This window comes from Roseivirga pacifica, from assembly GCF_900111145.1.
Lineage (GTDB): Bacteria > Bacteroidota > Bacteroidia > Cytophagales > Cyclobacteriaceae > Roseivirga > Roseivirga pacifica.
In genome coordinates this window covers 141,182-166,963 of record NZ_FOIR01000004.1, presented here as the reverse complement: position 1 = coordinate 166,963, position 25,782 = coordinate 141,182, and the positions used below count along the sequence as shown (strand labels likewise).

Annotated in this window: 12 protein-coding genes; 8 read left to right on the top strand and 4 right to left on the bottom strand. The window is 43.0% G+C overall.

The annotated features are described in order from the left end of the window. The first annotated feature begins 6 nt into the window (after positions 1 to 6). Positions 7 to 3,453: a pyruvate carboxylase gene (locus BMW98_RS17805; RefSeq protein WP_090260418.1), complete on the top strand. Its 3,447-nt coding sequence runs from the start codon at positions 7 to 9 to the stop codon at positions 3,451 to 3,453. 144 nt (positions 3,454 to 3,597) lie between these two features. Here the strand turns inward: BMW98_RS17805 and BMW98_RS17800 are convergent, their stop codons facing one another. Together BMW98_RS17800 and BMW98_RS17795 are read right to left on the bottom strand one after the other, a co-directional pair. Further along, complete coding sequence (locus tag BMW98_RS17800) at positions 3,598 to 4,230, bottom strand: hypothetical protein (protein ID WP_090260416.1); 633 nt, start codon at positions 4,228 to 4,230, stop codon at positions 3,598 to 3,600. Positions 4,231 to 4,251: 21 nt separating this feature from the next. Next, entirely contained in the window at positions 4,252 to 4,797 is a 546-nt protein-coding gene (locus BMW98_RS17795; RefSeq protein ID WP_090260414.1) for a hypothetical protein, read from the bottom strand. A 177-nt stretch (positions 4,798 to 4,974) separates the two neighbouring features. Here BMW98_RS17795 and pelF point away from each other — a divergent pair, with 177 nt between their 5' ends. Genes pelF through BMW98_RS17770 form a run of 5 tightly spaced genes read left to right on the top strand, consistent with a single transcriptional unit; the run spans position 4,975 to position 14,741 of the window. Continuing rightward, entirely contained in the window at positions 4,975 to 6,507 is a 1,533-nt protein-coding gene (gene pelF, locus BMW98_RS17790) for a GT4 family glycosyltransferase PelF (RefSeq protein WP_170151085.1), read from the top strand. Further along, positions 6,504 to 8,111, top strand: a complete 1,608-nt coding sequence (locus BMW98_RS17785) for an exopolysaccharide Pel transporter PelG (protein WP_090260413.1) — start codon at positions 6,504 to 6,506, stop codon at positions 8,109 to 8,111. Before pelF ends, BMW98_RS17785 begins: the two co-directional genes overlap by 4 nt. Next, complete coding sequence (locus BMW98_RS17780; protein ID WP_090260411.1) at positions 8,098 to 8,901, top strand: endo alpha-1,4 polygalactosaminidase; 804 nt, start codon at positions 8,098 to 8,100, stop codon at positions 8,899 to 8,901. The genes BMW98_RS17785 and BMW98_RS17780 overlap by 14 nt, the downstream gene beginning before the upstream one ends. A gap of 3 nt (positions 8,902 to 8,904) precedes the next feature. Continuing rightward, positions 8,905 to 10,881, top strand: a complete 1,977-nt coding sequence (locus BMW98_RS17775; RefSeq protein WP_139177666.1) for a hypothetical protein — start codon at positions 8,905 to 8,907, stop codon at positions 10,879 to 10,881. Then, positions 10,878 to 14,741, top strand: a complete 3,864-nt coding sequence (locus BMW98_RS17770) for a DUF2194 domain-containing protein (RefSeq protein WP_090260407.1) — start codon at positions 10,878 to 10,880, stop codon at positions 14,739 to 14,741. The genes BMW98_RS17775 and BMW98_RS17770 overlap by 4 nt, the downstream gene beginning before the upstream one ends. A gap of 27 nt (positions 14,742 to 14,768) precedes the next feature. Here the strand turns inward: BMW98_RS17770 and BMW98_RS17765 are convergent, their stop codons facing one another. Both BMW98_RS17765 and BMW98_RS17760 read right to left on the bottom strand, forming a co-directional pair. Next, on the bottom strand, positions 14,769 to 17,129 hold the full coding sequence (locus BMW98_RS17765; RefSeq protein WP_090260406.1) for an ABC transporter permease: 2,361 nt from the start codon (positions 17,127 to 17,129) through the stop codon (positions 14,769 to 14,771). Between the two features lie 76 nt (positions 17,130 to 17,205). After that, positions 17,206 to 17,715 carry a DUF3471 domain-containing protein gene (locus BMW98_RS17760; protein WP_090260404.1) on the bottom strand — a complete coding sequence of 170 codons (510 nt, stop codon included), beginning with the start codon at positions 17,713 to 17,715 and terminating at the stop codon, positions 17,206 to 17,208. A 37-nt stretch (positions 17,716 to 17,752) separates the two neighbouring features. Between BMW98_RS17760 and BMW98_RS17755 the strand changes: the two genes are divergently transcribed. Further along, positions 17,753 to 23,302 carry an alpha-2-macroglobulin family protein gene (locus tag BMW98_RS17755; protein ID WP_090260402.1) on the top strand — a complete coding sequence of 1,850 codons (5,550 nt, stop codon included), beginning with the start codon at positions 17,753 to 17,755 and terminating at the stop codon, positions 23,300 to 23,302. A 59-nt stretch (positions 23,303 to 23,361) separates the two neighbouring features. Next, positions 23,362 to 25,710 (top strand): penicillin-binding protein 1C, encoded by a 2,349-nt coding sequence (pbpC, locus tag BMW98_RS17750; protein WP_090260400.1) that lies wholly within the window; start codon positions 23,362 to 23,364, stop codon positions 25,708 to 25,710. Positions 25,711 to 25,782: the final 72 nt, after the last annotated feature.

The window sequence follows — 25,782 nt, the reverse complement described above, 5'->3', positions numbered from 1 at the left end:
TTTTACATGAAGGAAAATATCCAAAAAATAGAGAAGCTTTTGGTCGCCAACCGTGGCGAAATTGCGATTAGAATTTTGCGTGCCGCTTCTGAATTGAAGATCAGAACTGTGGCCATGTATACCTATGAAGACCGTTATTCATTGCACCGCTATAAGGCCGATGAGGCGTACCAAATAGGTGCTGATGATGATCCGCTCAAGCCGTATTTGGATATAGAAGAAATTATTTCGCTAGCCAAAAGAGAAGGTGTTGACGCGATTCATCCTGGTTATGGTTTCCTTTCTGAGAACGTGAATTTTGCCAGCAGGTGTAGAGAAGAGGGAATCATCTTTGTTGGGCCAGCTCCAGAGGTTATGGAGAAATTGGGCGATAAAGTTCAAGCCAAAATAGTAGCCCGAAATGCTGGAGTACCTCTTATTGAAGACAGTAAGGTAGAACTTACAAATGCTGAAATTGCTTTGGCCGAGGCTAAGAAGATTGGTTTTCCTGTTATGGTGAAGGCCGCTGCCGGTGGTGGAGGTCGTGGAATGCGCGTAGTACGCACCGAAGATCAACTGGAAGGCTCCTTTAACGAAGCCAAAAGCGAGGCTAAAAAGGCCTTTGGTGACGATACTATTTTTATCGAAAAATTTATTGATAGCCCTAAGCACATTGAGGTGCAAATAATGGGTGACAATTATGGCAACTTGGTGCACCTATACGAACGCGATTGCTCTGTGCAGCGCAGGTACCAAAAGGTGGTAGAGGTTGCGCCTTCCGTAGGTTTGAAGGACGAAACGCGCGAACAACTTTATGAGTACGCATTAAGAATTACCAAAGAGGTAAACTACAATAACGTTGGTACAGTAGAGTTTTTGGTCGATGCTGAGGAGAACATTTACTTTATTGAGGTGAACCCTCGGGTGCAGGTTGAGCACACCATAACGGAGCAAATTACAGGAATCGATATTGTTCGATCACAAATTGAAATTGCTCGCGGCTATGCCCTTTCTAACCCTAGAATTTACATTCAGTCTCAGGACGATATTCAAATAAATGGCTACGCTATTCAGTGTAGAATTACCACGGAAGATCCTGAAAACAACTTTAAGCCAGACTACGGTACCATTATCGCTTACCGTTCTCCGGGAGGTTTCGGTATTCGATTAGATGCCGGTAACTGCTACGCTGGGGTTACCATTTCGCCATTCTTCGACTCTATGTTGGTGAAAATTACCGCCACGGGCAGAACGCTCAAGGGGGCTTCTCAGCGTTTGCAACGTGCGCTTTCAGAATTCCGAATTAGAGGGGTGGTAACCAACAAAGGCTTTTTGGAGAATGTGCTCAGCAATGAGATTTTCTACAAAGGCAAAGCAACGGTTAAGTTCATAGAAGAACACCCGGAGTTGTTTAAAATGCCGCGTTACATGAACCGTGCTACTAAACTGCTCAATTATTTGGGCGAAGTAGCGGTAAACGGAAACCCGAGCGTTAAAAAGATTGATCCGAGTGTTCAGCTAAGAGTGCCAAAGGTGCCAGAGTTCGATAGGCTTGGAGAATATCCAAAAGGCACCAAGCAAGTACTGGATGAAAAAGGGCCAGAAGGATTGGCGAAATGGGTGAAGGATCAAAAGCAGATCCTGTTTACCGACACCACTTGGCGCGATGCACACCAGTCGCTTTTGGCTACCCGAATGCGCTCGCTCGACATGCTGAAAGTTGCTCCTGGGTTTGCTAAAAATCACCCAGATGTATTTTCAATGGAAATGTGGGGAGGGGCGACATTCGATGTAAGCATGCGCTTTTTGAATGAAAACCCTTGGGACAGACTGAAAAAAATGCGCGAGGCTGTTCCGAACATTCTTACTCAAATGCTTTTGCGTGGATCCAATGCAGTGGGTTACAAGGCATATCCGGATAACCTAATTGAGGAATTTGTTGAGAAGGCTGCGGAAAACGGAATGGACGTGTTCCGGATTTTCGATTCGTTAAACTGGGTAGAGGCTATGAAGGTAAGCATTCGCACAGTACGCGAAAGAACTAATTCGGTAGCCGAGGCCTGCATGTGCTACACAGGCGATGTATTGAATAAAGACAGTAAGTACAACTTGCAATATTACTTGGACTTGGCCAGGGCGCTCGAAGATGAAGGGGCACATATGCTGGCAATTAAGGATATGGCAGGGTTGCTTAAGCCTGAAGCGGCAACGGTACTGGTTAGTGCATTAAAAGAAGCTACCGACTTGCCAATTCATTTGCATACCCACGACACCTCGTCTATGCAGGCGACCACTTACTTTAAGGCCATTGAGGCCGGTGTAGATATTGTGGATGTAGCTATAGCTTCCATGTCGGGGCTAACTTCTCAACCAAACTTTAATGCTTTGGCTGCCGCCTTGCAAGGGCATGAGCGCGATCCAAAAATGAATGTTCAGAGCTTAAACAAATACGCCAATTATTGGGAAGATGTACGCGAGTACTATTACCCATTTGAAAGCGGATTGAAAGCCGGAACTGCAGAGGTTTACGATCACGAAATTCCGGGTGGGCAATATTCAAACCTAAGGCCACAAGCTGCTGCGCTAGGTCTGGAACATAAGTTTGAAGAAGTAAAGAAGAACTATGCGCTGGTAAACAAAATGTTTGGTGATATAGTAAAGGTTACGCCATCTAGTAAGGTGGTGGGAGATATGGCCATTTACATGACCTCGAACAACCTTACGCCTGAGGATATCTTTGAGCGAGGAGAAACGCTTTCGTTCCCTCAGTCGGTAATTAGCCTGTTTAAAGGCGATTTAGGACAAATGCCGGGCGGTTTTCCAACAGCACTTTCAAAAATCATTTTGAAAGGAGAGGAGCCATACACCGACAGGCCAAACGCCCATTTGGAAGCAGTTGACTTCCAACAGGAATTCAAGACTTTCCAGAAGGAGTTTGATGAGTATTGCGATGAACTGGACTTCCTTTCTTACAAGCTTTACCCAAAAGTGTTTAAGGACTTCTATAACCAATGGAAGCAGTTTGGAGCAATTTGGCAACTACCAACCAAGGCATTCTTCTTTGGTTTGAAGCAAAACGAAGAGGTTTTTGTGGAGATTGGTAAAGGGAAGCACATTATCATAAAAATGCTTTACACAGCCGACCCAGACGAAAACGGTATGCGCAAGGTGTACTTTGAATTGAATGGCCAAACACGTGTGATTGACGTTCGCGACCAAAACTACAAAGTCACTAAGGCCATAAATCAAAAGGTGAGTGCTGAAAACCATGTGGGTGCGCCAATGCAAGGCCGAATAGCTGAAGTAAAAGTAAAGCCTGGAGATAAGGTGAAGGAGAACCAAGCCTTGTTCTTGATTGAGGCCATGAAGATGGAGACCACGGTTTCCTCACCAAAAAGCGGTACCGTTAAAACCATTTACCTAAAGCCGGGTGATATGGTAGAGCAAGACGACCTAGTGGTTGAATTTGAGTAGATATATATTGGTAAACGATATGAAAGCCCTTGTTAACGCAAGGGCTTTTTTTGTGTCTAAGTTCTTCTTTGCCAAGTGCCTCCTAACCCCCATGCCTATGGCATGCAGGCGCCAGCGGGGGATGAACTTACCGAGGCTTTTGTTTTATATGTGAATACCTTCTTCCTCAGGTTCCTGGTTTACTAGTTTGTTGATTTTTGGTTGAATGATCCAAACGCCAATAAATGAAAACCAGAGCATTAAAAATTCACCAATAAATTCCGAGAACTCAACTTCCTTGTTTAATTCTATGGTTTTAATTGTTTTGGCTGCAAAGTAAAGCCCGTAGAATATTCCAAAAATGGCTAGAAAATGAAGAGGAATAAAGAGGAGAAGGAGTATTCCCGTAATCCCAGCGTTTGGAACAAAGTCTGGCTGCATTGAAGTAGGGATGAATATAAGTAAGCTCAAAACGATAAGTAGCATGTACCCCATTGCTATTAAGTAGAATGTTTTGAACTTTTTAAATTTCATGGTGATGCCGTTGGGGATTTTTTCTTGAAGGCCCGAGGCGATTGACCATACCCAACCAAAAGTTGTGGCTCCGCTCAAAATGGAAACCACTATGATAAGAATAATGTAAGCCGGCATTACAAAAAAGGGTGGCTCGTTTGTAGCATTTACTGCCGATGCAAACATGGCTATCATAGAGCCGAACTGAACAATGATGGGAAGCCCGATCATTAATGTAAAAAGTTGCCAGTGTTTGGCATTTAAAAATCTTTCGGTAAAAGGCATTGTAGCTGTAATTATTTGTGGTTACTCCAACCCGAAGTCTCTGTCAATTAGCTTCTTGCTGTTCTTGCGGTCGGTTTTTCTTTTTTTTGATTTTTCCTTTTGTGCCCAAAGGTTTTTGTCAGATTTAAAATGAATGTGCGATTCGGCTAAAGGCGATTTTGGATGCACCATCAGTCCGTCATAAGGGCATTCGGGAACACCACAGTCGTGCTTGGAGTAAGTGCCAAAGCTTCGGTGTTTTATGCGTTTGTCTTTGAGTATTTTTTCTTGTCGCGCTTTTACCTCATTCCATAAGTCCCACTGTTGCCCTCTACTTAATTCTTTTCCTAAATGGGTAAGGTCAAACCATGTGCTAGGATCCTTCAAAACCAAAAAATCGAAGGTTTTCTGAAAGTGCTCGTTGGCCAAGTCAAGCACTTCAAATTTTTCTTCAGTTGTAAGTTTATCATTCTCCAAAATAGAACGATACAAACCAAGTGTGTTGAAGTCGGAGTAGCGCTTATGTTCAGGAATTATGCTTTGATATTCAGCTTTGGTGAAAGTATTGAAAGGGCGGTCTATTTTCATTGAGGCTTAAGATAGCAATGCCTTTTGTTTAGGAGTACTTTTTATGTGTGTTTTCTAAATCTGGTTAACGAATTTGTTTCGTAGGTAATAGTGAATATCTTAAAGCAGGATTTTTCTCATAATAATTAAAGCAAGCTTTTTTTTGCGTAAATAGCGCGGCTTTTTAAGTGAGACACTTTGACCGTACCAACTGAAAAACTAAAAGTACTGCTCATTTCGGAGGGAACTTACCCCTTTTATGGTGGTGGCATATCCACTTGGAGCCACATGCTATGTGAGCGCGTTTCTAATGTAAATTTCAACCTGTATTCTATCAATGCGGGTTATGAACCCAAACCCATTTTTGACCTAAGCCCTTCGGTAAAGGAGGTAATTCAAGTACCACTTTGGGCACCCGATGAACCACAAGATTACGTGAGTTACAACCGGGATTATTATAAGGTTGTGAGTAAAAAAGAGAACACTACCACAACTATAATTCAAGAGCATTTTGTGCCGCTGTTCAAACAGTTTTTGAGTATGGTGTATGGCGAAACCACCGATATGAAGGCTTTTGATGCTGTCTTCTATCAGATGTGGCGCTACTTTCAGAACTATGATTATAAGGAAACTTTTAAGGATAAATCGGTTTGGGAGGCCTTTAAGGAAGAAGCAACTGCCGAAACAGCTGAGGATGGCTCCTTTATAGCTACTTTGTTTGATGTGACGGTAGGTTTGCGCTGGTTGTACAGGTTTTTAATGCCCTTTTCTATTCCAATTAAAAAGGTAGACTTGGCGCATATTACCCTGTCGGGCTTTCCGCTTATTCCAGCCCTGGTTTTAAAGTACCGATATAATACCCCGCTAATGATAACCGAGCACGGTGTTTATGTAAGGGAAAGATTGCTTTACATTAACAGGTCGGACTATAGCTACTTTATCAAAGTATTTCTCATTAAACTCACAGAGGCAGTTGTAAGACTTTCGTATTTCAAAGCCGATAAAATTCTATCGGTTAACAAGTTCAATATTACTTGGGAGTTGATGTACGGTGCCGATGAAAAGAAAATCGAGATTACTTACAATGGGGTAGACCATGAAAAGTTTATACCGAGAGAAAAGCCCGATCACTTAAAAGGTATACCTACCGTTGTGGCTGCTGCCCGAATATTTGAGCTAAAGGATGTTCTAACCATGATCAGGTCTTGTGCAGTGGTAAGAAGGCAAATTCCGAATGTACAATACCTAGTTTACGGAGATAAGAATGCCGTACCTGAATACACCAAAAAGTGTGAGGATTTAATTAAAGAGCTCAAACTGGAAAACAATTTCTTTTTGAAAGGGTATCATAGCCAGCCACATTTAATTTTTAGCGAGGGCGATATTTCAATTCTAACGAGTATTTCAGAGGGCTTTCCATTTACGGTTTTGGAGTCAATGAGTTGTGGGGTGCCGGTGGTTGCTACGGATGTTGGTGGCGTTTCTGAAGCAATAGATGAAGGCTCTGGCTTTGTGTGTAAACCAAGAGACCCAGAAGCAATTGGAGCCAAGGTTATAAAGCTGCTTTCTGACGAAACGCTTAGAAATCGCATGAGTGAAAATGGTCGGCAGCGAGTGATTGATCACTTTACGCTAGATATATTTATAGATGCCTATGAACGTATTTACGATAAGGTTTATAGCGATTGGAAAGCTGAAAAGCAGAAAAGAAAGGCTGAGCTAGCACTATGAGTAACGAGCAGAAAATAGCAAACTTGGGCTATGAGGTTTACGAGAAAGTGGGTAAGCCAGTGAACGTGAATGTGGTGCGTGCAACGCTAGAGTCTATGAGTATTCGCGCTATTGATGCGGAGCAAGACTACGGAATTCCCGACTTACAAGACTTAGCAAAGATTGTATTTAAGCAAATCACGAGTTCGGCCTTTTTAGAAAACAACCCTGATAGTATTGAAGTGAATGATCAGTTTAAAGCTGACCTTACTTCAACCAATGACTACTTGAAGGTTAAAACCAAGTACTTTTTTTATTACTACCCTCTAGGACTCTTTCATGGTGTGCCGGTGTTTTTGCAAATCGCAACAATTATAGTCTTTGGCTATTCACTGTGGACGTACATTGGTTTTAACCAATTGCAATCTACTGCGGTGGTTTTGGGGGTAATATTTGGTTTAATAGGAACGGGAGGGTTTGTACAAGTGATAGGCCGGCAGGTGTCGCATTATTGGTACAATAATGACTTTGCTATGGCCAGGCAAAGTACCGTAATGGTGATTCGCGATGGACTCATTTTTATGGGAATACTAAGCCTTTTGGCATTGGTGATAAATGTTTTTGCGAACCTTTACCCTTTTAAGTTTCTATGGTTGGTTTATGCATATGCTTTTTCAATAGGAATTTTACTCTTGTTTTCTGCTGTATTTCACCCATTAAAAGAGCGCTGGGCTATTACTGTGGCTTTTGTTATAGCCACTGGTTTGTCTTTGTATCTGCATTTGTTTACCGATCTAAAAACCTATTATACGCACTGGATTGGCATTTGGACTGCCATTGCCTTAATGGTGGGGTATCTCCTTTGGTTCTTTAAAAGGAAGGTGAAGCAAACCAAGAAATTTAGTCGTGCAACATCTAAGTCAGCGGCTATGGTTTATAGAAACCATCGTTATTTCATCTATGGGTTTTTCTTCTTCCTTTTCATTTTTATCGATCGTTTTTTGGCTTGGTCTACTACTGCAGATGGGGCCTTGCCCTATATGGTTTATTATGAAAAAAATTATGAGGTAGGGATGGATATAGCCATTATCATATTCTTTTTGCTTGTTGGAGTTTTAGAGTTTAGCATCTCCTCTTTCAGCACATTTAGCGATATGTTTCAGCGTCAGTTTGCTTTCAATCAAGCCAAGGAATTCAACAAAAAGTCGCTGAAACTTTATTGGCAACATGTTTCGATATTATTGATTACTGCAGTTGTAATGATTGCAGTAATGTATACCATAATCTGGTCTCGATTGGGCTATGAAAAGGCCTTTGGAGAAGCACTTGATCCAATTAGCATAAAGGTGAGTTTAATTGGAGGGGGAGGGTATGTACTACTCGCATGGGGAATGCTAAATTCCCTTTACCTGTTTACGTTAAGCAAGCCCACTAAGCCACTTAACGCAATAATTATTGCTACCGTAGTGAATTTCGTAATTGGCATGATTGCCAGTAGACTAATATCGTACGAGTACAGCGCTGTAGGTATGCTTGTGGGGTCGGTCGTATTTATGTGGCTAACCTTACGCGCAACCCTCAAGTTTTTCAAAAATCTTGATTATTTCTACTATGCGGCCTATTAAACACATCGCATCTTTGCTCGCCCTGTTTTCATTTACGGGCTTGAGCTGTCAGGAGAGCATCAACAGTACCGTGTTGGTGTGCTATGGAAAAATTAATCCCGATTCGGTTCGAAACTACAAGTACGTTATTCTCGAATCAGAACAGTTCAACAGTTTTGATGTTGGCCTCATGAAGGAGTCGAACGAGCTGCTTTTGGGCTACATAAGCCTTGGTGAGGTAAGTGCAAATAGAAACTACTTTGACCTGTTGAAAGAAAGAACTTTGGGGAAGAATGAGATATGGGATAGTTACTACCTGAACCTGAGAGATTCTACCACAAAAAGAACGCTGCTTGGTTTGGTAGAGAAAATAAGGGAAAAGGGTTTTGATGGTTTGTTCTTGGATACCGTGGATGCTTTTGGTCCGTGGGGGCCAAGCTCCAATCAGGCCAATGATTACGTAAGTCTTTTAAAAGAAATTACTGAGCAGTTTCCAGGCATACATTTAATGCAAAACTCTGGCATTGCCTTGTTGCCTAAATCGGCTCCATATGTGAGTTCACTTGCTTTGGAGTCTGTGGTGACAGATTACGATTTTGGAAAATCTGCTTACAGGCTTAGAAAAACTTCTGGGTTTAATGAGCGTGTGAAAGAGCTTACAGAAGTTGATGAACAGTATGATTTATCGATAGTTATGATTGAATATGCCAATACAAAGAAAATGGCTAACAGGGTTAAGAATCAAGCATTGAACCTGCCTTGGGACTATTTTATTGGTAAAATCGATTTGGCTGAAATACCAAAATATTAGGCGTTGAATATACCTTACACCGACAGTTTGTTTCTTGGCATTTTCAGAATACTACTCTGGGTATTATTTCTCTACATTCTGAAAAGGCTCATTTTTAAAGGGGAACGGTCTCGTAACCAAGTGAAGGCCATGGGCAACCTATGGGCCTTTTATGGAAGCATTGTTTTGGTGCTAATATTCATCTTGGTTCAGATAAATAGCTACGATTTATTCACCTGCCTACTATTGTTACTGTTGTTCTTTTGCTTTAGGCTAGTTGGCTTTAACAGGTTGGCCTTTAATTGGCGAATGTGGGAGCGCAGAAGGAAATCTGTACTAATAAGAGTAATTGAAAATGTGGAGGACAAGGACTCTATAGTTGAAGTTTCTGAAGGTTCTAACAAAGAGCGATTTGGCGTAAAACCGGGTTTCTATATTGCAGTTGGCGTTTGTGTTATCGCTGTTACAGTGCGCTTTTACCTTATGCAGTTCGATAGCTTTCAGCTATCAGTAAGTTGGTTCGAAGAGCTATCGCTGATCAACGATATATCAAACCAAAGCTGGTTCAATAACCAATTGACACTGGCTGGCGAAGCGGCATTCATGAATTTTTATGCCTTGATTACTGGGATAAGCAAAGAAATGGCCTTGGAGTCTTTTGGGCTTTTTCAGGCTTTCCTGCTGTGCTTTGTGATTTTTTGGTTTGTAGATGCCATGACAAACTCATTGGTAACCATTCCATTAATTGCCGCATTGGCATTTGCGCTCTTCTTTAATTTGGCGCCAATTAATATTCCTCAAATAAGTCACAACAAGAGTACTTTCATGGCTTTCACTTTCTTTTTGCCTGCCATGATATTTATTAGGAAACCCTGGAAGCTATATCAGGCACAACCAAAGGCATATTTCTTTGGTATGCTTATGCTCTTTTTAGCCATTGGTTTAATCGACTTCTTTACCTATTTCTTCTTGCTGGTTCCTTATTTTGTTTTGGCAGCGGTTTTTCTCAGAAAAAAGTATCGGAAGTACTTTTGGCAGGCAATTAGTGCATATGCCATAAGCATAGCGGTTATAATGAGCTATTATTTGCTGGCATGCTACCGAAACGATGTTGACTTTTGGGTGTTCTTTAGGAGCAATTTGCTGTCGGTATCGGCCACAACAACCACAGATAATCTACTCTTTTCTTATAGCTATTTAATTCTGTCCTTTCAGGTTATTTCGTTAGTAAGTGTGGTAGTTATGGCTGTTCTCTTTTCGAAAAAGAGTGTAAAATGGGCCAGTCCGCTCATGTTTATTATTTACGTAAACGGGCTTATTCTGCTTAGCCGCCTTGACCTTGGTTTTTTCGATATAGACCTGTTTAACGAGGTGTTACCAATATTCATAGCCTGCTCTATCGGGTTGGCATTTTACATTATTTACTACTTCTTCAATACTGGTGTACGTCATATCGAAATACCAGATAAGCTTTCTGCCCCATTGCTTTTCATGGGCTTTATTGCCGGTGCTTTCTATAGCCAGCAGACATTATTTACTAGGGTTAATCAGAACGATAATATTCTCAGCAAAGATATATTGGAGGCCTATCAGAAGATTCACGATGGCTTTATTCCTTATGGCTTTGCGGTGATTAACGCCAACACCATGCAGCCAATGAGCCGTGGGTCTCACAACTTTATTTCTTACGAAGATTTTGTGGAAACTTACCCGCAAAGGGACTCGGTTTATTTTGCCAATAAGGAAGATAAGGAGTTCTTAAGACAGAACACGGAATACATTATTCCTAACAGCCTTTTGGTTTTTGTTTATGACAGCGTGCCGTCAGAGTTTGCCGGTAAGGTGCCAATTGATGAAAGCTTATTGCAGCGGGTTGATGGTCAGCTAAAGGCCTTTGAGAGTAATGGTCGAACTGTTAGGCTGTTTTTCGATAAGGGCGATTTAAAAGTTTACGAGATAGTAAATAACCCGAGCCAAGCAAAACTTAGCGAGTTACTTTGATAGAAAGAGAGAAAAATAATACTCCAGTCAGAAGCTTGTTGGGCCTATTGGTGTTTGCCTTGTTCGCTTGTACTTCCAACCAGGATGACGATGCCAGTTTGGAAAAAGCAGATGGAGGCGTAGGTGCATTAGTGACCTATATTGTTGATAACGAGCACCCTTTGTCTCAAAGTACGGCAGATTTGCTTTCGAAAGCATTCGACTATACCAGTATTCCCTACCAAGAGCGCTCCATTACACAGGTAAATAGCAGCAAAAGCTTTGAAAGCAGCAATCGGGTGATTTTCATCAATGGTACAGAGGGCCTCAAAACCGATGTGAAAGAAGCATTGATTGCTTTTGTAGCCAAAGGAGGTACGCTCGTTTTTCCTAGCTTAAACGAAGATCAAAAAGCAGGTTTTCTTTCTGGTTTAAAGCCAGATACGAATTTTAGTTACGATGTTGAAGCTGCAGGTATTCGCTTTAATTCAGATTTGCTGCCGGGAATGAAGGGCAGGGCTATTTATCCAAAAAAGCAAAATTTCGGATTCCAAGCAGCGCAGTTCTCACCTGCATTGAAAGTATTAGCTACTGCTATAAACAACCCAGACTACCCAGTGATTTTGGAGCAAAGAATTGGGAATGGTAGAGTGATTCATTTTAATACCAATATTCCATTCGAGAAGCAAGACAGGGGACTATTGTTTGCCGCTGCTCTGAGGGGCTTAGAAGGTGTACAGTTTCCCATAGCCAATGTAAGTGCCATATACATAGATGACTTTCCAAGTCCGCTCTATGATATGGAAATGGAACCTATAAAGTCTGAGTATGGAATTAATCAGGCTGAGTTTGTTATGAATGTTTGGTGGCCAGACATGCTTCGTTTGTCTGAGAAATTTAGTCTTCCGTACACTGCCTACCCATGTTTTAACTATGATCAGCTTAAAGAGCCTCCTTTCACTTTTCATGAGTGGAACCTTTATAAAACTAAGCGCCAAGGCAAGCAGGTAGTGGGTGCCGATTGGATGACTAGTCAAACCCTTCAGAATCAGTTTGAACTGGCCTTCCATGGCTATAACCATGAGTCGCTGCTTAAGCAGGTATGGGAGAAACCAGAGAATATTCAAGATGCCCTGGAGGCCGTAAGAAAGAAGTGGCGTGTTAATGGTTTTGGTAAGTTCCCTACTAGTTATGTGCCGCCTTCAAACTACATAGATAGCACTGGTTTGGCTAATCTGGCGCAGGCAATGCCTGAACTAAGATATATGGCCAGTACTTACGATGGCGAGCTATGGGAAGGTGGTGATCGGGAGTACGATGTTGATCCGTATGAAGCAAGATTCTTTGATTTTCCACGGGTTACCAGTGGTTACACGTTTAACGATCTTAAGCGGTACACGCATCGTTCTTTACAGCTTTTTACAGGAATTTGGTCGCACTTTATTCACCCTGATGATGTTTTCCAAACCCCTGACCCTAATAGCACAACTGCGGGTGATTTTGAATTTAGGAACAAGGATAACCTACATTGGAAAGCCACTGTTGATGGCAAAAAAGGTATGTTGCCACAGTGGGAAGAGTACCTAGCAGAATACGTTAAACTATATCCATCGCAGCGATTTATGCGCGTTACAGATGCCGCTAAAGTGACGGAAGACTGGCGCAAGACGAAATACTTATATGAGCAATCTGGTGCGAATTTGTCGGTAAGCAAAGTGAGTAGTAACAAGTGGAGCAATCGCAATTTCTTTTGGAAAATGTATGTGGCTAAGCAGAACGAACAGCGTGTTCAAACCACATTGGAAGAAAAAGGGCTCTCATATTCAAAAACTCCATTTTTTGAAGGTTCACTTATAACCATTAGAACCAATCAGCCTGAGCTTGTATTTGATAGTGGCGACCGTTTGTTGGCTAATCCTATTTTTAGCCTAGAGGATGTTTATGGTATGGTTGCAGAGGCTAGAGCAGATTATTATGCTGAAAGAGAAGAACTGCTAACAGGTGCTGTCGTTTCCGAAGAAGTATTTGTGGTTGAAGCGCCTGAAGTAGTTACCGACTCGGTAGAATGGTATGTGGCAAATGAGAATTTGCAGGCTGCTACCGACTTGCTTTACAAAAGACTAAATGAGCAAGCAGCACTGGACACCGCGACATTCAACCGTTATAGCACTTATTTGGCTTACCAAGAAAAACCACTAGAAGTATGGAGCTACCTAGAAGAGGTTTATTCAGAAAGGTCCGAGTCGCTTGCGTTGGCTTATCTAGTCCATTACCTAGAGCAAGAATCTTATCCGAATGAAGTGCTTAACGAGCGTTGGCTTTACCGGCAAATTAAAGCGGACCCAACTAATCTGGGTATGATCAATGAGTATTTAACTTATTTCTACGACAATCAATATCAGTCTAGTATTGAGCAAATCTTACTAAGGCTAAATGAAATGGGGCCTTCGGCCGAAGCATATGCATTGTATATCAAATACCTCATCGATTTTAAGCCCGAACTATTGACTACGGAGTTGGATAGAAAGCAGCCTAAGGACTATCCGCTGTTGCACAACTTTGCGAATAGTATAATGTATGCTTTTTCCGATGAAGGAGATATTCAGCAGGCACTACTTTGGGCTGACTATGCTAGTGAGGCATCCATAATGATGAAACTGCAATGGTGGGCCGATTTAGAAGCTTATAACAAAATGGAGTCTGTTTACAAGGAGTATCACCAACAGAACCCGAATGATGTTGAGCCAATGCGTTTTGTGAGTAACACATTTTACGATGTTGGCGCTTACGAAAAAGGAGCGCTGATTGCTGAAGAAATGGCAGAAGTAGAGGAGAAGGAAAACTTCAGAAAGCGTTTGAATCCAGATGTGATTTACTTTGAGCCTGATGTGCAGAAATACCTTATCGTTAATACACCAAGTCTGTTTTATGCCGATACATTGAGGCGAATAGAAAGAGATTTGAGGTACGCAGAGAATGATGCTATTGAGGCTATAACGAGCTTTGTGGAGGATAACTTCAATCAGTCGGTGTGGGAGAGTTCGCTACTTTATCACACCAAAACCAAGAAATTGAATCAGCATAGTTTTTCGGTAAACTACAGCGCTGTTTCCGACTTGGTGCTTGACGTACCCGATCCAGATAATATTGATCATAGTCTGTATGGTTTGAGCTATCGCTATCAAACCAGAGAAAATACCGATAAGCCCATTTTTCATGCAACTGCCGGCTTAATGCAAGACGATGTTTCTAATACCTTCTTCCATTTTGGGGCGGGTATTTCAAAGTCTGGGGCCAAGAGTTTTAAATCTATTACCTACAATTATGCTCCGGTAAAAACTGGGCCTGCTATTAGCAAAGAAATTTATTGGGGCGAGTTAGTAGGCTATTATGAAACTGGCTATGATAAGTTTTTGCAGCTTTCAGGGTCGGCTGTGGGTACGCATTACACCACAGGAGCCCTAGAACTCGCTGTTACGGGGCGTGCCTATTTCAACTTTAACAGAGACCATAAGTCAAGATTTTCTCCTTTTGCAGAGGTGTTTGGTTCTACAGCCAATACCGTACAAGAAAACGGAAATCCTTTCTGGATGATAGATAATAGAGTGTATGGAGGAGGTGGTTTCGCCTGGACATACGGAGAAGACCAGACCAAAAAACTCTATGCTCGAATAGAAGGAGGGTATTTCTTGGATTCATACACCGATAGTTTTCTTAGACTTACTGGTAACTTCGGTTTTCCTATTAAAGAGTTTACCTATGTTACAGGTCAGTTTGAATTCTTTAATCAGGCGCTCTATTACTCTAATGGATTTCAAATTGGTTTGAAACATTATTTTAGAAGAAGAAAGCCTTATAAGTATAAACCGAGAGATTATTAATTGTCTTCAATCTCTTTTAAAAACTATTTATTCACTCCTCAAACCTTCTGTAGGGCTGGTGGTCATTACTTTTTTAACCAATGAAGAAACCGTAATGAAAACCATGAGCACCACCATTACGAGTGCGACTATAAATGGAAGGATTGTAATCGGTTTGTAGAAGGCATAAACCGCATCGAACATCGTTGATAGCAGTAAATAGCTGATGGGTAAGCCTAAGCAAAGCGCAATCAACAAAAACAGCACAAACTGTTTGTTGATCACTAAAATGAGGTTTTTAAGTGTGGCACCTAGCGCCTTTCGAATGCTAAATTCTTTGGTGCGGCTGGCTACATTCAGCGACACCAAGCCATATAGTCCAAGGCAAGAAAGGATAATGCAAATAAAGGCTACATAGCGCATTAGTTTGCCATGCCCGTCTATGGTCTGAAAGTACCAATCGAGTTCCGCCTCTTGATAAAACCCATTGAATGGTTTATCGGGAAACAATTCAGTCCAAGTGGCCTTTAAGTCTTCATAAGTGCGCTTAAGGTTGCTTGCGTTTACCTGCATCATCAGGTATTGATAATCTTCTTCTTTAGCGAGTTTAATCATCATGGGTTCTATTTCATCAAAGAATGACCATTGATGAAAATCCTCTACTACACCAATTACGGTGTAATTCAGGCTATCGATTTTAAACTGCTCTCCGATGGCTCCATTAGGATTTAGAACCGCGGCCAGTTGCTCATTTACCAGTACATTCTGAAAATCCGTTGCTCTGTTTTCCTCTAAGCTTCTACCTTCTAGTAGGTTCAGACCCATTGTTTCGATGTAGTTCGGGCCAACTTCCAAAGTAGCAATGTCATGCTTTTCATCAAGCACTTCTATAATATGGCTGGTGGTCGAACGCGCAAGGTTATTCTTGGCTGGTGCAAGCAGATCAACCGAAGGGTGTTGTTCCATACGGTTTTTTAACTGGATGATCTCGTCCGAATTATTAATGAAAGCACCAAGTGTACTTTGCTGATCGTAACCCCAATCGCGCTGTTTTTGATAGGCTGTATTTTGGGTAAAAAGTATGCCCCCCACAATGGCAATAATGGCCAGTATATATTGAAAAGTGAGAAAAGCTTTTGTGAGGTTGTTTTTGCCGCCAAACTTGAGCCTACCACGGAATATGTTAACCGCACTAAAGTTGGAAATATAAAGGGCAGGGTAGGCTCCAGAGGCCAAGCCAGTAAATACCACTAAAATGAATAGAAAGAGCCAGAGTTCGGGCTGGTTCATGTTAAAGTCTAAACCAATATCGAATAGCTGGTCGAAGCCCGGGATAAGGAGTGTAACCGCCAATACAAAGCCAAAAATGAGTGCAAGCAGTGTAAGGACTATATTTTCGGTTAAAAATTGGAAGATCAGGGATTTGCGTGTGCCGCCCATAACTTTTCGAACACCAATTTCTTTCAATCTTTTGGTGGCAGATACTATAGCGATGTTAATGTAATTGAAGATGGCTAGTACCAGCACAAAGGAAGCTATAATCACCAAAATTTTTCTGGCGAGGGAATCGCCCTGCCCGGTAATTCTGCTTCTTAGGTTCTCCCCTTCGATAAACAGCCTCGTCCAAGGCATAAAGCCAAAGCTGGTTGCTGGCCAATCTTTCTGCACCTCATTTTGAACACTTACATATTGTCCAGTTTGAGAAAGGATCTGATCTACGGCAGCAGCATCTTTCACCTGAATAAATACACCATCTAAAAAATGACTCCAGTCGGAAAGTGCGTAGTCCGAATCGATGAGCTCTAGCTGCTCAAAGTTTACCAAAACGCTAAATTGAAGACTGCTCTTTCTTGGGAAAGGCTTGGCTACTCCGGCCACTTCAAAGGTGTATTTTTTCGATTCAAAATCGAAAGTCATGGCCTCACCAACAGGGTTTTTATCCCCAAAATACTTGATGGCCGTTTGATGACTCAAAATGATTTTGTTGGGCTGATTGAGTGCAGCCTTGTTTCCGCTGGCCAGCGGGAAGGTGAACATGTCTAAAAAGCCAGGGTCGGTAAATGTGAAGGTTTCGTTAAAAACGCTCAGCCCATTTTTTAGAATACCTGTTCTTCTTTCAATGCGGACCACGCGTTCAATCTGAGGAAAGTCGTTACGAAGCACTTCTGCGTATGGTGCTGGGGTTACACCATGCTGGGCTATCTCTCCGCTTCGTTCTAAGAAGGAAGTAGAAAGAAAAATCTCCTCTCTATTTTCGTGGAACTGGTCGGTGCCGAGGTCTAAATCGAGAAAGGCGTAAACCATAATGGCTACGCCTAAGCCTACGGCTAGTCCAAAAATATTAATAAAAGACGAAAGCGGGCTTTTTCGAATCGTCCTTAGCGTGGTGATAAGGTAAGATTTTAGCATTTGGTTGAATTTTGAGTGTTTGACCTTGTAGGTCAGATGCTAAAAGCTTTTTTGTGGTTGCACCACTTTTAAAAAATCATCCGCCCTTTTTGCTGGCAATAAAAGACTTAGCGCCTTGGGTCATGGTAAACGAAGTCACCTTTCCAGTTTCGTCCCGCTTAAATTGTACAATAATACCATTCGTGTTCTTCAGTTCGAACTTGTCTTTATCCCTAGAGAGTAAAATGGTTTGAGGATGCATTTTATTCACGGGTTGGCCCATTAACCGGCTTTCACCATCGAGCGATATCTCTACATCGAAACCCTCGCTGTCGGTAGTGGTGTAAACGCCTACATATTCTTTCAGCACTTCATCACTAACCTCATATTCACTGGTTGAGCTCACCTCCTGTGCATTGGTATTGATAGCTAGGAACAGGAAAAATATAAGGCCAATTCCCGCAGTTGTTTTGCGTAACATAATTTTGAGTTTTTGATCTAATAGGTTAGATGCTAACATCAAAAAAATGGTTACAGCAGGTTGAATTTCTACAATAAAAACTAAAATACTAGTTATAGATACGGCAGGGAATTTAATTACCTTCATTGTCTACACTTTTTACATTTAAATTGTCCATCGAGTCATGCAAAAATCTTCTTTTCGTCTATGCTTATTAGCCGGTATTTTATGCTTGCTATATGCTTGCAGTACCAAACAAAAGCCTGCTAATGTGCTCAATCAGCAAGCCGACCAGTTATACAATGAGTACATTTCGGCTTATACCACAGGTAAGGTTTCCAGCCGTTCGGCTATTAGTATTCAGTTTGCCGAGCCATTGACAAACCAGCAGCAACAGAACACTGGTTTTTTATCTTTTTCGCCAAGTATTAGTGGTGAAACCCGTTGGGTGGCAGCGCGCACTTTGGAGTTTGTTCCTACGGCTCCATTACAAAGCGGCAAGAGCTACATTGGTAAATTAGACCTCAAGAAACTAGGCATAGAAACCAAAGAAGAACTTGGCCCTTTCGAGTTCAAGGTAGAAGTAATCGATCAGGACTTCGACTTGGAGGTAACCAACATAGTAAGCGATGCCGAGCAGCCAATGCGCAGGCAAACAATTGAAGGTGTACTGCAGACAGCAGACTTTGCCGATAGCGCAAAGATTAAGCAAGCGTTAACGTTTGAACAAGAGGGCAAATCATTACAAGTAAACTGGGTATTCGACCAAGCAACAGGTGTTAACCATAAGTTTTATGTTGAAGGTGTAGAAAGAAAAGAAACGGCTTCCGAGGTAAGTTATCGATTTAACGGGGAAGAAATTGGCGTGATTAGAAGTCGTTCGGGCAAAGTAAATATTCCTTCTTTAAACGACTTTAAGGTGATTAATGCCCGTGTTGTAAAGCAAGGAGATCCGTATGTGCTAATTGGTTTTTCGGACCCATTGGACGAGAACCAAGATCTGCGCGGACTTATAACCATTGAAGATGATGCGAACCCGGTGTTTTCAATTTCGGGTAATGAAGTGAAACTCTATACTTCGGCCACCTTAAATGGCGAAAAGAGGTTGTCTGTGTTTCCAGGCATTAAAAACCGCTTGGCTTTCGGAATGAAAAATGAGTTCTCGCAGGTGGTGTCTTTCTCTCAGGCCAATCCTGAAGTTCGTTTACTTAACAACGGGGTGATTTTGCCGAGTACCGATGGTTTGGTTTTGCCCTTTGAGGCTATTAATCTTCGAGCGGTTGATGTAACCGTAATTCAGGTTTTTGAAAAGAACGTAGTTCAATTTCTACAAACAAATGATTTAGGTGGAGGCGAGCAGTTGCGAAGAGTCGGTAGACCTGTACTGCAGCAGCGTGTACTATTGGACGAATCGAATGTAATGGACCTTACCAAGTGGAATCGCTTTACTCTCGATTTAGCCCGACTAACCAAAACCGAACCTGGCGCCATTTATCAAGTAAGGCTAGATATGCGCAGAGCCTATGCACTTTATCAGTGCGATGGACAGTCACCAGAAGCACTGATTAATGATGCGGAAATGCCTGCAGACGACTGGGCCACTTACGATGGCTCCGAATACGGCTCTTACGACAGCTATTACACATATAGCTATGGCAATGGCTATAGCTGGAGCGAGCGCGACAACCCATGCCACGACTCTTATTACATGAACAATAACCGAATGGTCTCAACCAATATTTTGGCATCAGACCTTGGGGTAATTGCCAAAGTTGGAGAAGATAGAAGGTTGAATGCCTATGTGACGGACCTTAAAACTACACAGCCAATTGCCAATGCAACCGTGGAGGTTGTGGACTATCAACAAGAGGCAATTGAGACATTGAAAACTGATGCAGAAGGTAAAGTATCCGTGGACTTGCTGAGAAAGCCGTTTATGCTAGTGGTTACTCGTGGAGTAGAAAAGGGATACCTGAAACTTACAGATGGTAAGGCGCTTTCTCTTAGTAATTTCAATGTTGGTGGTGCTAGGGTTGCACGTGGTGTACAGGGCTTTATTTATGGCGAAAGAGGCGTTTGGAGGCCAGGAGATGATATTTACCTCAATTTTATTTTAGAAGACAAAGATGATAATCTTCCGGAAGATCATCCGGTAATATTCGAATTACTCGACCCATCTGGTACAGTGAAAGAGCGCATAGTGCGTAATGGTTCGCTCAATGGTTTTTACCATTTTCCAACCAAAACGGACAATCAGGCGCCTACTGGCAACTGGTTGGCAAGGGTGAAAGTTGGAGGTACCGAATTTACCAAACGCGTAAAAATTGAAACGGTAAAACCGAACAGGCTAAAGATTGATTTGAAGTTTGATAAGGAGCGAATTACCACTGCCGATAAAGGCGTTTCGGGTGATTTGAACGTAAAGTGGCTAAGCGGTGCTCCTGCCCGAAATCTTAAGGCAGAATTTGACCTCTATTTAAACCCGACTACAACAACCTTTAAGGGATACGAAAACTATGTTTTTGACGATAAGTCGAAAGAATTCTATAGCGATAGAGCGACTATTTTTAGCGGAGAAGTAAATGACAAGGGATATGCTGCGGTTAACTTTAGTATTAACGACCAAGCGAATGCACCCGGCATGCTCATGGCTACTTTCAGCGGGAAGGTATTTGAGCCAGGCGGTGATTTTAGCATCAACCAGTTTAGCTTGCCGTACTTACCATACGATTACTTTGTGGGAATTAGAAAACCAGAAGGTGATAAAAGAGGGCAGCTTTTAACTGACGAAGACCACACAATGAACATTGTATCGGTTGATGCGGAAGGCAAGATTGCGGGTTCTCGCAACATGGTGCTTGAGGTGTTTAAGCTCAACTGGCGCTGGTGGTGGGATAATTCTTCTGGCAATTTGGCCTCTTATGTTGGTCGTAATTACCAAAGCCCGTACTTGAGCAAGGCTGTAAAAACGCAAAACGGCCGTGCTTCGGTAAAAGTGAACATTCCGAAGGAAGATTGGGGGCGCTATTACATCAGAGTGCGCGATTTAAGCTCTGGGCATTCGGCTGGAGAGATCACATATTTCGATTGGCCGGGTTGGGCAGAGGCTTCCCGTCCGGGTGGTGCGTCAATGCTGAATTTTTCCACCGACAAAGAATCTTACGAAGTAGGCGAAAAAGTAGCCTTAAAGATTCCCACTAATACACAAGGCCGAGCATTGATTAGCGTGGAAAATGGAAGCAAAGTAGTTGAGTCTTTTTGGTTAGAAACTAAGCCGGGCGATAATAATTTCACTTTTCAGACTACCAAAGAAATGCTGCCTAATGCCTATGTAAATGTCACTTTGTTGCAGCCACATGGGCAAACGCGTAATGACTTGCCTATTCGCCTTTATGGTATTGTGCCAATCAATGTAAGTGATAAAAACTCTAAACTCAGCCCGCAAATTACTATGGCCAATGTGCTTGCGCCAGAGTCGGAAGTGAAGGTGAAAGTTGCCGAGCAAAACGGTAAAGCCATGACCTACACTATCGCGGTGGTGGATGAAGGACTCTTGGATATTACAGGCTTTAAAACCCCGAATCCTTGGGCGACCTTCTTTGCAAGGCAAGCGCTAGGCGTAAATACATGGGACGTTTACGATGAAGTGATCGGGGCTTTCAACGGTGATCTTTCTCGCTTACTGGCACTCGGTGGTGATGGCACGGCTGCTCGCCCAGAAAATGCCAAGGCCAACCGTTTTAAACCTGTTGTGAAACATCTCGGTCCGTTTACTTTGGAAGCAGGTAAAACCGCAGAACACAGCTTCGATATGCCGAATTATGTGGGTTCGGTGCGCACTATGGTCATCGCGGGGGACAATGGTGCTTATGGTATGGCAGAGAAAGCCACACCTGTGCGCAAACCACTAATGGTGCTGGCCACTGTGCCACGGGTACTTGGCCCGGGCGAAACATTTAAACTGCCGGTAAATGTGTTTGCCATGGAGAGCAATGTGAAAAATGTGGAGGTAAGCATTGAGACCAATGGTTTATTGACCGCCACAGATGGCACCCAAAAGAATATAACCTTTGATGCGATAGGAGATCAGAACATTGACTTTGACCTAAAAGTAGCCGAGCAAATAGGGGTAGGTAAAATTGCGGTTGAAGTGCGTTCGGGTAGAGAAACTGCGCACTACGAGGTGGAGGTTCAGGTGCGTAACCCTAACCCAGTGGTGACTCGGGTAACAGAGGCAGTCTTACAAGCTGGCCAAAGTTGGTCGCAACAGTTGGATCAAGTAGGTATGGCGGGTACTAATGTTTCCAAATTGGAGATTTCTACCTTGCCACCACTTAATTTGAGCAAGCGTTTAGCTTACCTAATGAGCTATCCGCATGGCTGTATTGAACAAACTACTTCAGCGGTTTTTCCTCAGTTATTCTTGTCTGATTTGACCGAACTGAACGCTACTGAGAAGGAAAAAACCAAGCGAAATGTAATGGCTGCTATCGATCGAATTGGAAGTTTTCAAACAGGACAGGGAGGTTTTGCTTACTGGCCAGGTCAAAGCGATGACAATGCGTGGGGAACAAATTACGCGGGTCATTTCTTGCTTGAAGCAAAAGACAAGGGTTATGGAATCCCTTCAGCCCTATTGAATAATTGGAAGCGTTTTCAAAGTAGGTCAGCGCGCAGGTGGAGCAGAAATGGCAGCTATAATGATGACTTACTACAGGCCTATCGCCTATACACGTTGGCCAAGGCACAAGCTCCAGAACTGGGCGCTATGAACCGCCTGCGCGAAGACGAAAAGTTAAGCACAGAAGCTAAGTGGAGGCTCGCTGCAGCCTATGCGCTTACAGGCAGGGCTGCGGTTGCCAAAGAGTTGATCGAACAGTTGCCAACTTCGCTGACCAGAAAAAATCGTTACTATTATTATGGCTCTCAGGTGCGAGATGAGGCGATGGTTTTAGAAACACTCGGCCTGCTTGGCATGCAGAAAGAAGGCTTGCAGTTGTTGCGCAATGTTGCCAATGAACTAAGCAAAGATCGCTGGATGAGCACGCAGACTACGGCTTATGCTTTATTGGCTATAATGAAGTTTGCCAATGCCAATACGGTTGGCAGCGGCATGGATGCTACATATACAATTGATGCAGCCGCGCAGCAGACGGTAAAAACAGCCAAGTCGATGCTGTTGGTAGATGTACCAGTGAATGGAGATAAGCCGAATGAGCTTTCAGTAAACAATACCGGGAATGGAGTTCTGTTTGTGCGTGCGATTCAGCAAGGGCAACCTTTGGCCGGCCAAGAGGCGCCAGCGGCTAATGGTTTGCGATTAACCGTAAGCTATAGCGACAGAGATGGAAATGCACTAAACGTGAACAGTCTGCCGCAAGGAACAGATTTAGTTGCTGAAGTGAGCGTTTACAATTCAGGTACTAAAGGCATTTATGAGGACCTAGCACTGACCCAGATTTTCCCTTCAGGTTGGGAGATTTTGAACGAACGACTTAATGAAGTGCCTGGAGCTTCTACAGCGACCAATTTTGACTATCAAGACATTCGCGATGATAGGGTGATGACTTATTTTGACTTGAAGCCTAGTGAAAGTAAGACTTTTAAAGTGATGTTGAATGCTACCTATTCTGGCAGATTCTACCTGCCTGCTGTAAATGTAGAAGCCATGTACGATAATACCGTAAATGCGCAAACTGCGGGTAAATGGGTAAGGGTAGAAAGAGTGAATTAGAATAAGATGAGGTAGATACTATTCCCATTTTCAAAGGAATGTTAGTCTTTAGGTGTTAAGTGAAAAAGAAGCTGTTTAAATATCGCAAAGTAATATTGGCTGCACTGTTTGTGTTGAGTGTAGCCTATTATTTCTGCTTACCTAAAACGCTTTTTGAAGATCCTTATGCCACAGTACTGAACACTGCGGAGGGGCACTTGCTTTCTGCCAGAATTGCTGATGATGGCCAATGGCGTTTCCCTGAAGAAACTGCGCTGCCCGATAAGTACATCCAAGCAGTAATTACCTTCGAGGATAAAAACTTTTACTGGCATCCGGGAGTAGATCCTTTAGCGTTTGGTCGCGCCATGGTGCAAAACCTGCGTGCAGGTCATGTAGTGAGTGGAGGCAGCACCTTAAGCATGCAGGTTATTCGCTTACATCGCAAGGGTAAGTCGAGAACCATTTGGGAAAAACTGGTGGAAGTAGTACTTGCCACTAGGTTAGAACTCAGGCATTCCAAAACCGAAATATTAGAACTTTATGCTTCGCATGCGCCATTTGGAGGGAACACGGTTGGCTTGTCTGCGGCTTCCTGGCGCTATTTTGAGCGGCAACCTGCTGAACTTTCTTGGGCTGAAGCGGCCTTGTTTGCAGTATTGCCTAACCAGCCTTCTATGCTTTTTCCTGGCCGATATGAACGAGCCTTAATGGCAAAACGGAATAGGCTTTTAGAAAGGCTCTATGCGAAGGGTGCATTGGATGCTACTGCTTTGGAGCTGGCCAAGTCGGAACCGCTGCCTTTGGCACCAAACGAACTGCCTCAAATGGCCAATCACTTGCTAGGCTATGCGAGTGTAAATGGTTATAAAGGTCAGCATTTGCGCACCACGCTCGATAGGTATTTGCAAGCTAAAGTAAATAAGGTTTTGCAGGCGCATCATGCTTTGCTTAAAACGGATGGTATTCATAATGCGGCTGCCCTAGTACTTGATGTGAAGGCCAACCGAGTTCTGGCTTATGCCGGCAATGTGCCACATACTGGTGCTGAGCACGCAGAAAATGTGGATGTAATTCAGGCTCCGCGAAGCACTGGTTCCATCCTAAAACTATTTTTGTATGCGAGTATGCTCGATGAAGGGATGATCTTGCCCAAAACATTGCTGCCTGATGTACCGATGTTCTTTGAAGATTTTGCGCCAAAAAATTTCACCAGAAGGTATGATGGTGCTGTACATGCCGATGATGCACTGTCTCGTTCGCTGAATATTCCAATGGTGCATTTGCTGAAAATGTATGGCTATCCACGCTTTCATGAGCAACTGCGGAATTTAGGGATGAGTACGCTCAGTAAACCCGCGGGGCATTATGGGCTGACACTGGTTTTAGGTGGGGCAGAAGGGACACTTTGGGATATGGCCAATATGTATGCGGCTATGTCTAGAACGCTATCGGGAAGTGGTGAAGCCGATGAAAAGTTTGCTGAATTTGTTTTGAATAATGAAGGTGTTCACTCAAACTCTAGAAAAGAAGAGCCTATAAAGGCCAGCTTATCGGCTGCATCGGTTTGGTTTACTTTTCAGGCCATGCTAGAAGTTTATCGGCCAGAAGAGGATGCTTCTTGGAAGATGTACTCCAGCGCTCGAAAGATCGCTTGGAAAACAGGAACCAGCTTTGGCTACAGAGATGGCTGGGCCATTGGCGCTACCCCTGAATACGTGGTGGCAGTTTGGGTGGGCAATGCGGATGGCGAAGGTAGACCAGGGTTAACGGGCATAGAGGCCGCTGCGCCAATTATGTTCGATATTTTCGATGCGCTGCCCGAAACAAGCTGGTTTTTACCGCCAAGAAATGAACTAACTATGGCTGCGGTAGACCGACAAAGCGGTTATTTGGCATCGCCATATTCCATTGCAGTAGATACTGTTTTTATTCCAAAAGCTGGCTTGAGAACTGCTGCCAGTCCATACCATCAAAGGGTGCATTTGAATGCGCGAGAAACTGAGCGGATAAACACCAATTGTGCTGAGGGTGATGAATTGATAAGCAAGAATTGGTTTGTGTTGCCCGCAAAGCAAGCGCACTATTTTAAGCAAAGAAATCCAGCATATCAGGAGTTGCCACCTTTGGCACCTGGCTGTGGAACCGCAGATTTATGGGTGATGGATATGGTCTACCCAGAGCCGAATGCCAGCTTATACCTACCAATAGAGCAGGATGGTGCCCAAGGTCAGTTGGTGTTTGAGGTAACGCACAGAAGCGCTGATGCTACTCTCTATTGGCATTTAGATAATCAGTACTTGGGCACTACTGAAACGCGGCATTCGATGGAACTAAGTCCTGCCGCAGGCCCTCATACCATCACCATTACCGACCAACAAGGTAATGAGTTGGTAAGAAGGTTTGAGGTGATTAGGAGTAGTGATTAGCTTCTTTTGCTACTAGCATGTTTTAAACTGATGCTTTGTGTTAGCAAAATCAAACCCCAAAATTGTAGCTCA

Bases quoted from the DNA above. Each gene is read 5' to 3' on its own strand.
- BMW98_RS17805 (WP_090260418.1), top strand. From the start codon at position 7: ATGAAGGAAAATATCCAAAAAATAGAGAAGCTTTTGGTCGCCAACCGT.
- BMW98_RS17800 (WP_090260416.1), bottom strand. From the start codon at position 4,230: ATGCCTTTTACCGAAAGATTTTTAAATGCCAAACACTGGCAACTTTTT.
- BMW98_RS17795 (WP_090260414.1), bottom strand. From the start codon at position 4,797: ATGAAAATAGACCGCCCTTTCAATACTTTCACCAAAGCTGAATATCAA.
- BMW98_RS17785 (WP_090260413.1), top strand. From the start codon at position 6,504: ATGAGTAACGAGCAGAAAATAGCAAACTTGGGCTATGAGGTTTACGAG.
- BMW98_RS17780 (WP_090260411.1), top strand. From the start codon at position 8,098: ATGCGGCCTATTAAACACATCGCATCTTTGCTCGCCCTGTTTTCATTT.
- BMW98_RS17765 (WP_090260406.1), bottom strand. From the start codon at position 17,129: ATGCTAAAATCTTACCTTATCACCACGCTAAGGACGATTCGAAAAAGC.
- BMW98_RS17760 (WP_090260404.1), bottom strand. From the start codon at position 17,715: ATGAAGGTAATTAAATTCCCTGCCGTATCTATAACTAGTATTTTAGTT.
- BMW98_RS17755 (WP_090260402.1), top strand. From the start codon at position 17,753: ATGCAAAAATCTTCTTTTCGTCTATGCTTATTAGCCGGTATTTTATGC.